The following is a 12,831-nucleotide window of genomic DNA, read 5'->3' as shown; positions in this document are numbered from 1 at the left end:
CGTCACCCCGAAATCTTGATTCCGACATCGAGACCCCAGAAGACGATCGTCATGATCATGTCCGCGATCACCACCAGGACCAGGCTGGCGCGGATGGCCCGGCCCGACGCGCGGCCGACCCCCTCGGGGCCGCCGGTCGCGTAAAACCCTTGGTAGCCATGGATCAGGATGATCATCACCACGAACACGCTCGCCTTGATCAGCGACGCGATCACGTCGCCGGGTTGCAGGAACGCGTCGAAGTAGTGGTAGTAGGTGCCCGAGGACTGGCCGTGCAGCACGTTGACGACCACCGCGCAGGACAGGTAGCTGAGGATCAGCGTGAGCAGATAGAGCGGGACGATGGTGATCAGGCCGGCGATCACCCTGGTGGTCACCACGAACGGAATCGGCCGGATACCAATGGCTTCCAGCGCGTCGATCTCCTCGGAGATGCGCATCGCGCCGATCTCCGCGGTCATCCGGCAGCCGGCCTGCGCCGCGAATCCGATCGCGGCGACCATCGGCGCCATCTCCCTGGTGTTCGCGTAAGCGGAGACGAATCCGGTGAGCGGGCCCATGCCGACCATGTTCAGCGCGGTGAAACCCTCCACGCCGATCGAGCCGCCGACCGCGACGCCGAGGAAGACCAGCACCGCGACCGTGCCGCCGCCGACGATGATATTGCCACTGCCCCAGGTGATGTCGGTGAGGATCAGCATGGTCTGGCGGCGGTACGCGCGCAGCGTGTGCGGCACCGCGGCGAGCACCTGGATCACGAAAGTCAGTTGGTGGCCGAGCGATTCGAACAGGGTCAGCGGGCCGCGGGCCCCCCGCTCGACGAGGCGGCCCGCGCGGCCGAACGGCCGGTACTGGGCGGGTATCTCGGTCATCAGCCCACCTTCTGCGGCAGGAACATCGAAACCAGCTGGGTGATAACGAGATTCACGCCGAACGCGGCGATCACCCCGATCACCACGGCCGCGTTCACCGCGTTCGCGACGCCCTTCGGCCCATGCGTCGCCTCCAGCCCGCGCTGACAGGCCACGATGAGCACGATCACGCCGAAGACGACCGATTTGGCGATCGCCACCGCGAGGTCGGCCATGGTGGCGAAGGCCGCGAACGAGGACAGGTAGCTGCCCGGCGTCACCCCTTGGAAGCCCACCGCCACCACGTAGCCGGTGAACACGCCCATGAAGATGACCAGCAGGCACAGCAGCGGCGTCAGCACGATCATCGCCGCCAGCCGCGGCGCGACCAGCCGCCGCACCGGATCGATTCCCATGGTGCGCAACGCGTCTACCTCCTCGCGAATGGTGCGCGCGCCGAGATCCGAGGCGATCGCCGAGCCGGCCGCGCCGCCGAGCAGCAGTGCGGTCACCATCGGCGCGCCCTGCCGGATCACGCCGAGCCCGCCCGCCGCGCCGGCCACCGAGGTGGCGCCGACCTGCTGGGTCAGGCTGCCGACCTGCACCGAGACGATCACGCCGAACGGAATCGCCACCAGCACAGCGGGAATCGCGGTGACGCTGACGATGAACCAACCCTGCTGGAGCGTGTCCCGCCACGGATGACGCAGTGCGACGATGTCGCCGACCAGGAAGCGGAACGCGGCGGCGGCCAGTTGCAGTGTCCGGCCGAAGGTCCGCAGACTCTTCAGCACCAGATCGAATCCCCACCGCACCAGTGGCTCGGACGCCCTAGCGACCCTGTCTGCGACCACTGCTACCTCGATTCCACCGGCTCCCCCCGGCGAGGCACAATTTAACCGACTGATATGTCACTCTGCGGTCGTTTTGACGCAATCCTCTCACCGACTGAGACAGTTGCGGACAAATGCGTTCCGCAGAGCCGAGCTGCCGGAAAATGTCCGGGCACAAGCCTGCGCGTCCGATCCCGCGGCGGCTAACCTGGCCTGCATGGCGGTCATTGTTCTGGTGCCGGACGACTACGGCATGACGGCGCTGTCCGGAATCGACGGCGCGCAACTATTGCGTTACCACGCAAGGGAAGCACTGCCGGACGGCGCTGAGCACGCGGAGGTGCTGGTACCCGAGTTTCTGTCCAGGGCCGACACGGTCGACCTGTCCCGGCTGACCAAGCTGCGGCTGGTCCAAACGATGACCGCCGGTGCCGAGGGCTGGATCAGTCAGTTGCCCGACGGCGTGCGCCTTTCCACCGGACGCGGCGCGCACGGCGGCAGCTCGGCTGAATGGGTGCTGGCCGTGCTGCTGCATATCTACCGCGACCTCGGCAGTTTCGCCGATGCCAAGCGCGCACAGCACTGGGACTTCCATCAGACCGAGACGCTGGCCGGCCGACGGATCCTGATCATCGGGGCCGGCGATCTGGCCGCCGAACTGGTCCGGCGACTCACCGGATTCGGCACCGAGGTCACCCTGGTCGGCAGCCGGGCCCGCGACGGGGTGCACGGTGTCGACGAACTACCCGGTCTCATCCCCGGGCACGACGTCGTCGTGCTCACTGTCCCGGTCACCTCGCGCACCACCGGATTGGTGGACGCGCCGTTTCTCGCCGCGATGGACGACCACGCCATTCTGGTCAATATCGCCCGCGGTCCGATCGTCGACACCGACGCCCTGGTGGCCGAACTGCTGTCGGGTCGCCTGCGGGCCGCGCTGGACGTCACCGACCCCGAGCCGCTCCCGCCGGGCCATCCGCTGTGGACCGCGCCGAACCTGGTCCTCACCCCGCACGTCGGCGGCAACAGCACCGGCAGCTTCGAACGCGGCTATGCCGTGGTCCGCGCGGAGATCATCCGCTTCCTCGCCGGCGAGGAGCCGAAAAACCTGGTGCGGGGCGAATATTGAGCACCGCGCACCAGGCTTCGGGCCGCACTACGCCGTGCGGACAGCGCCGCGCCGGCGCCGATTCACTTCGGCAGCTCCGCGCCGGCGTGGCCGTTCGTCGCCGATTCGACGCCGGAAGTCATTGCCGGGAGCAATGATTCGCGCGCCATCGAGGTGAGCGCGCCGGCCTGCTGAATGATCTCGGCCAGCGCCGAGGTCACCCCCTGGGCGCCGTTGAGCACGGTGAACTTGTCGATGTGCTCGAACGGTGCCGCGGCCGCGGCGACGATCTGCGGCAGCTTCTCGGCGATCTGCTGGGCGATCACCGCCTCCTGGTTCTGACTCATCGCCTCCGAGCGCAGCTGGATGCCCGCCGCCTCCGCCGCCATGTGCGCACGGACCGCGTCGGCCTCGGCCAAGCCGCGGGCCTTGATCGCGTCCGCCTCGGCCTGACCGGCCAGCCGGGTGGCGTCGGCCTGCGCCGCCGCCCGCAGCTTGATCGCCTCTGCTTCCGCCAGTGCCTGCATCTTCGTCTGTGCCGCAGCGGCTTCCGCGCGCAGCCGGGTCTCCTGGGCGTCGGCCTCGGCCTGACTGATCCGCGCGTCGCGGCCGGCGGTCGCGAGGGTGGTCTGCCGGTAGGCCTCCGCGTCCGCGGGCTTGCGCACGTCCACCTGCAACTGCTGCTCCATCTGCTGCGCCTCGAGCTGGGAGACCTTCGTCGCCACCTCGACCACGGCCTGGCGCGCGGTGGCCTCCGCGAGCGGACCCTGTTGCGCGGCTTCCTGACTCGCGCTGTCGATCTCGGCCTGGTACTCCGCCTTTTTGATCTGGGTGTCGCGCATCGCGAGCGCGATCTGCCGCTGCGCCGCCTGCTCCTGCTCGATGGCCTCCCGGTCGGCGTTGGCCCGCGCGATCCGCGCCTGCTGCTCGACCGCCGCCTGATGCGGAATAGCAAGGTTGGCAATGTAATTGGAGCCGCTGGCGATCGACTGGATCTGGAAGCTGTCGATCACCAGGCCGAAGGACTCCATCTCCTGCGAGCAGCGGTCGCGCACCTGCTCGGAGAACTTGTCCTGATCGCTGATCATGTCCTCGACGGTCATCGAACCCGCGATCGCCCGCAGATGCCCGACGAACACGTTCTGCACCTTGGTTTCCAGCTCCTCGGCGGGCCGATCCAGGAAGCGGCGCGCGGCGTTGGCGATGGACCGGTAGTCGTCGCCGATCTTGTAGACCACCACGCCGCCCAGCTGCAGGTTGATCTTCTGCTGGCTCACGCACGGCACCAGGATCTGGCTCTCGTGTGCCTCCAGCGAGATGAAGCGCACCTTCGTCAGGCCGGGCATGACGAAGCAGCCGCGGCCGGTGACGATCCGGAATCCCATGCTCTCGCCGACGCCCGATGGTCCCTCGCCCGCCCGGAACCCCGAAATGATCAGGGCCTCATCGGGTTCCGCGACCCGCCAGGACAGGCGGAACAGCACGGCCAGCAGAATGAGAGCGACGACGATCCCGATGACGACCAAAAGTTGGACGTCCATGATGCACCTTCATTTCAAGGGAGTGACTTCGACCGTGCGACCACCCAGGCTCCCGATCACGAGGACCTGGGTGTGCTTCGGAATGGTTGTCTCCCCGTCCGCGGCCCGCGCCAGGAATCGTTCGGTCCCCGCCCGCACCTCGATCACCACCTCACCGAGATGGTCCGGTCGAATCGCCGCGGTTACGCGCGCGACCTTACCGATCACGTCCGTCGCCACCGACACCTCCGACCCCTACGGTTCGACCCTTCACGGTGACCCCGTCGAATCCCCTGCCGCAAGCATCTTTACGAAAACCATACGGGCGGCGACCCCACCCCCCGGACGTCTCAGCCGGCCGGGACGGTCGCGTTCGGCCCGATCCACTGATCGAACAGGCGGTCCACGCCACCGGTGGCGAGTTGCGTTGCCAGCCAGGCGTTCAGGGCGGTGGACAGGACCGGATCGTCCTTGCGCACCAGCAGCACCTTGCCGAACGAGTCGAACGGCTTGTCCGGGTGCAGCACCTGGAGACCGGGATGCTGACGAACACGGTAGCGGCCCTCGACGCCGTCGGTGACGAAGACGTCGGCGCGGCCCTGTTCGACCTCGTCGAAGATGGTGAGATTCTCCGGCCAGAGGGTGAGCTGAGCGTCCGGAAAGTTCTTGCGGGCGAACTCCTCGTTGGTGCCACCGCGATTCGCGATCACCCGCACCTCGGGGCGGTTGATCTGCTCGATCGTCGAGTAGTCGGACTCGTTGCCGCGCCGGGTGATCGGCGTCTTGCCGTCGGTGCCGTAGATGATCGAGAAGTCGGCGAAGGCGCGGCGGGCTGGCGAATCGGAGATGCCGCCGACGGCGATATCGCACTGCCGCTCAGCGAAATCCGTCTTCAGCGTCGCCCAGGTGACCGGGACGAATTCGACCGGCCGCCGCAGTACGTCGGCGAACCCGCGGGCCAGATCGATGTCCACGCCGCGGTATCCGCCCGCGGCGACCGAATACGGCGGATAGTCCCCCGGCGTGCACACGCGCAGGGCATTCGGCTCGGCGCCGGCCGGGATCGCCGGTGCGACAAGGACTGTCCCGGCCAGCAGCAGCGCGCTGAGCAGTCGCGTTCCGCGCATCGCTCAGCTCTCGTTGCGCGCCTTGGGGAACCGCTTCTGGTGGGCGACCCAGCCCGCCATCTTGGCCCAGTGCGACTTGCGCGGGGTGACGATGGAGGTGAGCTCGCGGTCCCACTCGTCGGCCTCGGTCAGGCCGTCGACGGTGGCGACGAGTTCCTTCGCGGTCGCCAGGTCGGCGACCATCCGGTCGCCGAGGATGCCGTCGGCGCCGACCAGCGTCACCCGGACCCCGGCCCGGCCGACCGGCTGCAACACGGCGGTGGCCGAACCATCGTGATCGGCGACGAACCCCTTGACGGACTCCACGAGGGCGCCCGACAACTTCACTGGCGCCGTGGCGGCTTGAGCACTCATGGCAGGAAGTTTACCGACCAGTAGGGAACCGTCCAGCATCTGTCGGTGTAGAACAGATCTCATGCGTGCGATCCAGGTGTCCGAACACGGCGGTCCCGAAGTGCTGAGCTACGTCGAGGTGCCCGATCCGCAGATCGGCCCGGATCAGGTGCTCGTCGATGTGCAGGCGATCGGCATCAACTACATCGACACCTACATCCGGACCGGGCGTTACCCGCAGGCGGTGCCGTATGTGCCCGGCTCCGAGGCGAGCGGGGTGATCGCCGAGATCGGCGCGAACGTCAGCGAGTTCGCCGTCGGCGACCGGGTCGCGTGGGCTGCCGCACCAGGTAGTTATGCCGAGCGGGTCGCGGTGAACGCGGATGTCGCGATCAAGGTCCCCGACGGGGTCGAGCCGGCGGTCGCCGCGTCCGCGCTGCTCCAGGGCATGACCGCGCACTACCTGATCGAATCGATCTATACCCCGCAGCCCGGCGAGTCCGTCCTGGTGCACGCGGGCGCGGGCGGCGTCGGGCTGATCCTGACCCAGCTCGCCGCGGCGCGCGGCGCCCGGGTGATCACCACGGTGTCCTCGGACGCGAAGGAGAAGCTGTCCCGCGAGGCCGGCGCCGCCGAGGTGCTGCGCTACGACGACGATCTCGCGGATCAGGTCCGGGCGCTGACCGGTGGTACCGGCGTCGCCGCGGTCTACGACGGAGTCGGCGCGGCCACCTTCGAAGCCAGCCTCGCCGCCCTGCGCGTGCGCGGCATGCTCGCCCTGTTCGGCGCGGCCAGCGGCCCGGTCCCCCCGTTCGACCTGCAACGCCTCAACGGCGCGGGCTCCCTCTTCGTCACCCGCCCCAGCCTCGCGTTCTACACCCGCGACCGAGACGAATTGGTCTGGCGCGCAACAGATACCTTCAACGCCATCGCCAACGGCACCCTGCGCATCCGGATCGGCGCGACCTACCCCCTCGCCGAGGCCGAACAAGCCCACCGCGACCTGGAAGCCCGCAAAACCACCGGCTCCATCGTCCTGATCCCCTGACCCTGAACCTGGTCAACTGATCACTAGGAACTGGTGCAGGTATCGCCCGAGAAGCCACCGACACCAGTTCCCCCTGATCAAATGTCCAGCAGCATGTTGCGGGATGCTTTCTGTCCGAGGCCGATGTACCGGCGCTCGACGTCATCCAGCACGCGCGGGTCAGCAGTCCAGGCCGGTGAGACCGCGATAGATGAAGCGGGTCAACGCTTCTACCGCTTGTTTGTCGGTCAGCTCGACGGTGCCTTCTTCGACGGCCTGCACCATGCTCGTGGTCAGCAGGAACATCATCGCCAAGCTCGCGTCCGGAGTGGTCGGCAGCGTGAGTCCGCGCGGGCCGAACTGGTCGAGGTGATCGGCGATGTCGCGCCGCTGCTGGATCGCGAACTGCCCTGCCTGTCTGGCGAATTCATCGTTGACCAGGGCTGCCTGCTGGATCGATCGGAATACCGCCCAGTGCTGGCGGGCCGCGATCCAGTAGCCCTCGACGTGGAAGCGGATGGCCGCCGGATCGGTGAAGTCGGGGTTGTGGTCCGGACCCTCCGCGGTCACATCACCGGCTGCGGCGACATCGTTCAGCAAGGCCTGGAGTAGTTCTTCCTTGCCGGCGAAATGGTTGTAGAACGACCCGGCCGCGCGGTTGGCCGCGGTCGTGATGTCGGCGATCTTGGTGTTCAGGTAGCCGCGCTCCGCGAACAGCCGTAGGGCCGCCGTCTTCAGCGCGAGCTCGGTCTCGGCCGACTTCTCTTTGCGACTCATCGACACCTGCGCCCACCTCCTTGACAGGGAAGGTACCAACTCCAATACTGAATCAAAATTCAGTGAATTTGTATTCATATAGGAGAAATCATGCGAAACCAGGTACTCGTCGCCGGTGCCGGGCCCACCGGCCTCACCCTCGCCCTCGATCTGGCCCGCCGGGATATCCCGGTGCGGATCATCGATCAGGCCACCGAGTTCTTCGCGGGCTCGCGCGGCGACGGCATCCAGCCGCGCACCCTGGAGGTGTTCGACGACCTCGGCGTGCTGGACGCGGTGCTGGCCGCGGGCATTCCGACGCCGATCATGCGGGCCTACCTCGGCGGCGAGTTCGTCGGCGAGCGCCGGATGTGGGAGCCGGTCGAGCCGACGCCCGCGCTCCCCTACCCGAATCCGTGGGTGCTCGGGCAGTCCGGGACCGAGGCGATCCTGTGCAAGCGGCTCGCGGAATTCGGTGTGCGGGTCGAACTCGGCACGGCGCTGGTCGGCTTCGAACAGGACGCGACCGGAGTCACCGCGACCTTGCGCAGCGGCGAAGCGGAAGAGACCGTGCGCACCGACTACCTGGTCGGCGCGGACGGCGGGCGCAGCACCGTGCGCAAGCGGCTCGGCATCGCGTTCGAGGGGAGCACCGACGAATCGCTGCGGATGCTGCTCGGTGATGTGCGGGCCGACGTCCTCGATCACGAGTTCGGTTACTGGTTCGCCGGGGCCGATCGGCCGATGGAGGGAATCGCCCTGTCCCCCTTGCCCGGTGGGCGGCAGTTCCAGTTCGCCGCCCCGCTGGCCGGTGACGCCGAGCCGACCCTCGCGGTCCTGCAGGAGTACGCCGACCGCTACTCCGGCCGCACCGATCTCACGCTGACCGAGCTGACCTGGGTTACCGTCTGGCGGCCGAATGTCCGGCTGGCCGAACGGTTCCGCGACGGACGCGTCTTCCTGGCCGGCGATGCCGCGCACGTGCATCCGCCGACCGGCGGGCAGGGCATGAACACCGGCATCCAGGACGCCTACAACCTCGGCTGGAAGCTGGCCGCCGCGCTCGACGGCGACGAATCACTATTGGACAGCTACGAATCCGAGCGCCGGACCGTCGCCGCGCGCGTGCTCGGCGTCAGTTCCGCCTTGCTGGACAAGCTGGTCGACGGCGACGACGACGCGATGGAACGCGGCCCGGAAACCCAGCAACTCGACATCAGCTACCGCGACCCAGCCGACCACGGCGCGCTGGTCCCTGGCGATCGGGCACCCGACGCGCCCCTGAAAGACATGGCAGGCAACCCGATTCGCTTGTTCGACCTGTTCCGCGGTCCACACGCGACCGTGCTGTGCTTCGGCGAGACCGGTGACCTTCCCGTCGAACCGGATGCGCAGGTCTACGCGATAGTCCGCCGCGGCGCCGCGGCGTCCGAACGGCACCTCATCGATGTCGAGGGCCACGCATTCGCCGCCTATGCCGCCCACCCCGGCACTCGCGTCCGGATCCGCCCCGACGGCTACCTCGGTCACCGCGTCTGACCTGGCGCACACATCTCGTCCTGCCGCGCGCGACCCGAATCGGTCTGCTCAGAACCAGCTGCCGATGGTGTCCCAGCCGAGCACGGAATCCACCGCGAGGCCGCAGAACACCACGGCGAGATAGTTGTTCGATTGCAGGAACAAGCGCAGCGGCTTCACCGACTCGCCACGCCGCACGCCCGAGTACAGCTGGTGCGCCATGAGCAGGAACCACGCTCCGGCCACCAGCGCCACGGCCGCGTACACCACACCGGTCGCCGGGACCAGGGCGAGCGTGGTGAGCACGGTGAGCCAGGTGTAGATGACGATCTGCTTGGTCACCGCCTGCTCGGTCGCCACCACCGGCAGCATCGGCACGCCGGCCGCGCGGTAGTCCTCCTTGTAGCGCATGGCCAGCGCCCAGGTGTGCGGCGGCGTCCAGAAGAAGATGACGCCGAACAGCGCGATGGCCGGCCAGCCGATGCCGCCGGTCGCCGCGGACCAGCCGACCAGCGCGGGCATGCAGCCCGCCGCGCCGCCCCACACCACGTTCTGCGAGGTGCGGCGCTTGAGGCCGAGGGTGTAGACGAAGACGTAGAACAGGATCGTCGCGACCACGAGCACGCCGCTGAGCAGGTTCGCCTGCCACCACAGCCAGGCGAACGAGGCCAGGCCGAGCAGCACACCGAACACGAAGGCGTGCGAGGTCGGCACCGCCTCCCTGGCCAGCGGGCGCTTCGCGGTCCGCTTCATCACCTTGTCGATATCGGCGTCGGCGACGCAGTTCAGGGTGTTCGCGCTGGCCGCGCCCATCCAGCCGCCGAAGAGGGTGACCAGGATGAGCCGGATGTCGATGTGCCCGCGGTCGGCGAGCAGCATCGTCGGAATCGTCGCCACCAGCAGCAGTTCGATCACCCGCGGCTTGGTGAGCGCGATATACGCGAGCACCCGCCGGGTGAATCGAGACGGCAGGCCCGGACCCGCGAACCGGTCGGCCAGCGCCGTCGGAGCGGAGCCGTGCGCGCCATTGCCACCCGGCTGTTGCCCAATCCGCACTGTTTCTCCTCGCACGCTGTGCATCGCATCCGGCATGGACCAAGCAGCACGCTCGGTCCCGCCGACCTGGATGCGCGAGAGCTGGACCTTCGCCCGCCTCGGCGCCCCTTCAGCCGTGCGGCGCGGCTACTACTACAGAGGATGGTAGACCCCCGCCGACCCAGCTCCGCGCATAGCCCCACGCAACGACATCCGAAATGTGGTCCAGCACACGGGTGCATAGGCACAGCTCCAGCGAACGCCCGCATAAGCGACCAGCCCAACCCACCTCGCACAAAGCGAGTCTTACGAGCGCGTTCGCGGCCCGTCTCGCGTCCGAGTGGTCGAAGCGCATGCGACGAAGTCGCGAGTCTCGACCGCTCGGACGCGAGACACCCGGGGGCCGCGAACACGTCGCGCCCGCGCGACCAATAAACACAGGGTTCCCCTCGTCTCCGTGAGCGGGCACATCTAGGGTGGTTGGGTACACACCGGCTTGCACGCGCCGCCGCCGTGCGTTCCTCGCCGCCCGTAATGCCGCCGTCGACGAAACCAATGTCAGGAGAACCTCGGTCGTGTCAGTCACAGACGACATCCGCGCCCTCACTCAGCCGAATCACCCGGACGACTGGACGGATCTGGACACCAAGGCCGTCGACACGATCCGAGTGCTCGCCGCGGACGCGGTACAGAACGCCGGAAATGGGCACCCGGGCACCGCGATGAGCCTGGCGCCGCTGGCGTACTCCCTCTACCAGCGCACCATGCGGATCGATCCGAGCGATCCGAGCTGGGTCGGCCGGGACCGCTTCGTGCTGTCCTGCGGTCACTCCAGCATCACCCAGTACATCCAGCTGTACCTGGCCGGTTTCGGCCTGGAGCTCGATGACCTGAAGAACCTGCGCAAGTGGGGCTCGCTCACCCCGGGCCACCCCGAGTTCCGGCACACCGACGGCGTCGAGATCACCACCGGCCCGCTGGGTCAGGGTCTGGCCTCCGCGGTCGGCATGGCGATGGCGGCGCGCCGCGAGCGCGGCCTGTTCGATCCGAACGCCGCGCCGGGCGAGAGCCCGTTCGATCACTTCATCTACGTGATCGCCTCCGACGGCGACATGGAGGAGGGCGTCACCTCGGAGGCGTCCTCGCTCGCGGGCACCCAGCAGCTGGGCAACCTCGTGCTGATCTACGACGACAACAAGATCTCCATCGAGGACGACACCACCATCGCGTTCGACGAGGACGTGGCCAAGCGCTACGAGGCGTACGGCTGGCACGTCCAGGTCGTCGAGGGCGGCGAGGACGTCGTCGCCATCGAGTCGGCGCTGGCCGCGGCCAAGGCGGAGACCGGCAAGCCGTCGATCATCGTGCTGCGCACCATCATCGGCTACCCGGCGCCCAACAAGATGAACACCGGTGCCGCGCACGGCGCCGCCCTGGGCGCGGACGAGGTGGCCGCCACCAAGAAGATCCTCGGCTTCGATCCCGAGCAGACCTTCGAGGTCGACGCCGCGGTGATCGAGCACACCCGCAAGGCGATCGAGCGCGGCAAGCAGGCGCACGCCGCCTGGCAGGAGCAGTTCGACGCGTGGGCGAAGGCCAACCCGGAGAACAAGTCCCTGTTCGATCGGCTCGCCAAGCGCGATCTGCCCAAGGGCTGGGCGGAGAGCCTGCCGACCTACGAACCGGACCCGAAGGGCGTCGCCACCCGCAAGGCCTCCGGCAAGGTGCTCGCCGCGCTCGCGCCGGTGCTGCCGGAACTGTGGGGCGGCTCGGCCGACCTCGCCGAGTCCAACAACACCACGATGTCCGGCGAGGGCAGCTTCGGCCCCGAGTCGATCTCCACCGGCATGTGGAAGGCCAACCCGTACGGCCGCACCCTGCACTTCGGTGTGCGCGAGCACGCGATGGGCGCGATCCTCAACGGCATCGCGCTGCACGGCCCGACCCGCCCGTACGGCGGTACCTTCCTGGTGTTCAGCGACTACATGCGGCCCGCGGTGCGCCTGGCCGCGCTGATGCGCGTGCCCGCCATCTACGTGTGGACGCACGACTCGATCGGCCTCGGCGAGGACGGCCCGACGCATCAGCCGATCGAGCACCTGGCCGCGCTGCGCGCCATCCCCGGCCTCAATGTGGTGCGCCCCGGCGACGCCAACGAGACCACCTACGCGTGGCGGACCATCCTCGAGCGCGACAGCAGCGAGCACACCTCGCACTTCTCGGTCTCCGAGCCGCCGCATCAGGACGGCCCGTCGGCGCTCGCGCTGACCCGCCAGGACCTGCCGATCCAGGAGGGCACCAGCTACGAGGGTGTCGCCAAGGGCGGCTACATCCTCGCCGAATCCTCCACCGGCACTCCGCAGGTGATTCTCATCGCCACCGGTTCGGAGCTCCAGCTCGCGGTCGAGGCCCGGACTACGCTGGAGGCGCAGGGCATCGGCACCCGGGTGGTTTCGATGCCGTGTGTGGAGTGGTTCGACGCGCAGGACAAGGCGTACCGGGACGAGGTGCTCCCGCCCTCGGTCCGGGCCAGGGTCAGCGTCGAGGCCGGCATCGCGATGCCGTGGCACCGGTTCGTCGGTGACGCGGGCGAGATCGTCTCGATCGAGCACTTCGGTGCCTCGGCCGACTACAAGACCCTGTTCCGCGAGTTCGGCTTCACTCCGGACAACGTCGTTGCCGCCGCGCAGCGCGCACTCGAGAACGTGAAGGGATAAGCGCTC

Annotated in this window: 12 protein-coding genes; 4 read left to right on the top strand and 8 right to left on the bottom strand. The window is 68.3% G+C overall.

Features of this window, described 5'->3' with window-relative positions:
* Positions 1 to 2: 2 nt before the first annotated feature.
* On the bottom strand, positions 3 to 872 hold the full coding sequence (locus ACFYO1_RS09385) for an MlaE family ABC transporter permease (RefSeq protein ID WP_387228738.1): 870 nt from the start codon (positions 870 to 872) through the stop codon (positions 3 to 5).
* Positions 872 to 1,705, bottom strand: a complete 834-nt coding sequence (locus ACFYO1_RS09380) for an MlaE family ABC transporter permease (protein WP_387228737.1) — start codon at positions 1,703 to 1,705, stop codon at positions 872 to 874. Before ACFYO1_RS09380 ends, ACFYO1_RS09385 begins: the two co-directional genes overlap by 1 nt.
* A gap of 196 nt (positions 1,706 to 1,901) precedes the next feature.
* On the opposite strand from ACFYO1_RS09380, the gene ACFYO1_RS09375 reads away from it, so the two are divergent.
* On the top strand, positions 1,902 to 2,813 hold the full coding sequence (locus ACFYO1_RS09375) for a 2-hydroxyacid dehydrogenase (protein ID WP_387228734.1): 912 nt from the start codon (positions 1,902 to 1,904) through the stop codon (positions 2,811 to 2,813).
* 62 nt (positions 2,814 to 2,875) lie between these two features.
* On the opposite strand, the gene ACFYO1_RS09370 is transcribed toward ACFYO1_RS09375, so the two are convergent.
* From ACFYO1_RS09370 to ACFYO1_RS09355, 4 genes are all read right to left on the bottom strand, one after another.
* Positions 2,876 to 4,333, bottom strand: coding sequence for a flotillin family protein (locus tag ACFYO1_RS09370; protein ID WP_387228732.1), 1,458 nt, complete (start codon positions 4,331 to 4,333; stop codon positions 2,876 to 2,878).
* Positions 4,334 to 4,342: 9 nt separating this feature from the next.
* Positions 4,343 to 4,558, bottom strand: coding sequence for a hypothetical protein (locus ACFYO1_RS09365; RefSeq protein ID WP_378983628.1), 216 nt, complete (start codon positions 4,556 to 4,558; stop codon positions 4,343 to 4,345).
* A gap of 104 nt (positions 4,559 to 4,662) precedes the next feature.
* Positions 4,663 to 5,439, bottom strand: coding sequence for a transporter substrate-binding domain-containing protein (locus ACFYO1_RS09360; protein ID WP_387228730.1), 777 nt, complete (start codon positions 5,437 to 5,439; stop codon positions 4,663 to 4,665).
* A 3-nt stretch (positions 5,440 to 5,442) separates the two neighbouring features.
* Complete coding sequence (locus ACFYO1_RS09355) at positions 5,443 to 5,793, bottom strand: hypothetical protein (protein WP_378721338.1); 351 nt, start codon at positions 5,791 to 5,793, stop codon at positions 5,443 to 5,445.
* 61 nt (positions 5,794 to 5,854) lie between these two features.
* Between ACFYO1_RS09355 and ACFYO1_RS09350 the strand changes: the two genes are divergently transcribed.
* Positions 5,855 to 6,820: a quinone oxidoreductase family protein gene (locus tag ACFYO1_RS09350; RefSeq protein ID WP_387228728.1), complete on the top strand. Its 966-nt coding sequence runs from the start codon at positions 5,855 to 5,857 to the stop codon at positions 6,818 to 6,820.
* 159 nt (positions 6,821 to 6,979) lie between these two features.
* Here ACFYO1_RS09350 and ACFYO1_RS09345 read toward each other — a convergent pair whose 3' ends face one another.
* Positions 6,980 to 7,576, bottom strand: coding sequence for a TetR/AcrR family transcriptional regulator (locus ACFYO1_RS09345; protein ID WP_387228726.1), 597 nt, complete (start codon positions 7,574 to 7,576; stop codon positions 6,980 to 6,982).
* A gap of 90 nt (positions 7,577 to 7,666) precedes the next feature.
* Here ACFYO1_RS09345 and ACFYO1_RS09340 point away from each other — a divergent pair, with 90 nt between their 5' ends.
* Positions 7,667 to 9,094 (top strand): FAD-dependent monooxygenase, encoded by a 1,428-nt coding sequence (locus ACFYO1_RS09340; RefSeq protein WP_387228724.1) that lies wholly within the window; start codon positions 7,667 to 7,669, stop codon positions 9,092 to 9,094.
* A gap of 48 nt (positions 9,095 to 9,142) precedes the next feature.
* Here ACFYO1_RS09340 and ACFYO1_RS09335 read toward each other — a convergent pair whose 3' ends face one another.
* A complete protein-coding gene (locus ACFYO1_RS09335) occupies positions 9,143 to 10,165 on the bottom strand; it encodes a heme o synthase (RefSeq protein ID WP_387228722.1) in 1,023 nt (340 codons plus the stop codon).
* Between the two features lie 518 nt (positions 10,166 to 10,683).
* Between ACFYO1_RS09335 and tkt the strand changes: the two genes are divergently transcribed.
* Positions 10,684 to 12,825, top strand: a complete 2,142-nt coding sequence (gene tkt / locus ACFYO1_RS09330) for a transketolase (protein ID WP_387228720.1) — start codon at positions 10,684 to 10,686, stop codon at positions 12,823 to 12,825.
* Positions 12,826 to 12,831: the final 6 nt, after the last annotated feature.

The sequence above is a fragment of the Nocardia sp. NPDC006044 genome, assembly GCF_042871115.1.
Classification (GTDB): Bacteria; Actinomycetota; Actinomycetes; order Mycobacteriales; family Mycobacteriaceae; genus Nocardia.
The sequence above is the reverse complement of the archived record's forward strand: the minus strand, read 5'-3'. Positions and strand labels throughout refer to the sequence as shown.

Coding starts and splice junctions, on each gene's coding strand:
- ACFYO1_RS09375 (WP_387228734.1), top strand. CDS start 1,902: ATGGCGGTCATTGTTCTGGTGCCGGACGACTACGGCATGACGGCGCTG.
- ACFYO1_RS09340 (WP_387228724.1), top strand. CDS start 7,667: ATGCGAAACCAGGTACTCGTCGCCGGTGCCGGGCCCACCGGCCTCACC.
- ACFYO1_RS09360 (WP_387228730.1), bottom strand. CDS start 5,439: ATGCGCGGAACGCGACTGCTCAGCGCGCTGCTGCTGGCCGGGACAGTC.
- ACFYO1_RS09355 (WP_378721338.1), bottom strand. CDS start 5,793: ATGAGTGCTCAAGCCGCCACGGCGCCAGTGAAGTTGTCGGGCGCCCTC.
- ACFYO1_RS09385 (WP_387228738.1), bottom strand. CDS start 872: ATGACCGAGATACCCGCCCAGTACCGGCCGTTCGGCCGCGCGGGCCGC.
- ACFYO1_RS09335 (WP_387228722.1), bottom strand. CDS start 10,165: ATGCCGGATGCGATGCACAGCGTGCGAGGAGAAACAGTGCGGATTGGG.
- ACFYO1_RS09350 (WP_387228728.1), top strand. CDS start 5,855: ATGCGTGCGATCCAGGTGTCCGAACACGGCGGTCCCGAAGTGCTGAGC.
- ACFYO1_RS09370 (WP_387228732.1), bottom strand. CDS start 4,333: ATGGACGTCCAACTTTTGGTCGTCATCGGGATCGTCGTCGCTCTCATT.
- ACFYO1_RS09345 (WP_387228726.1), bottom strand. CDS start 7,576: ATGAGTCGCAAAGAGAAGTCGGCCGAGACCGAGCTCGCGCTGAAGACG.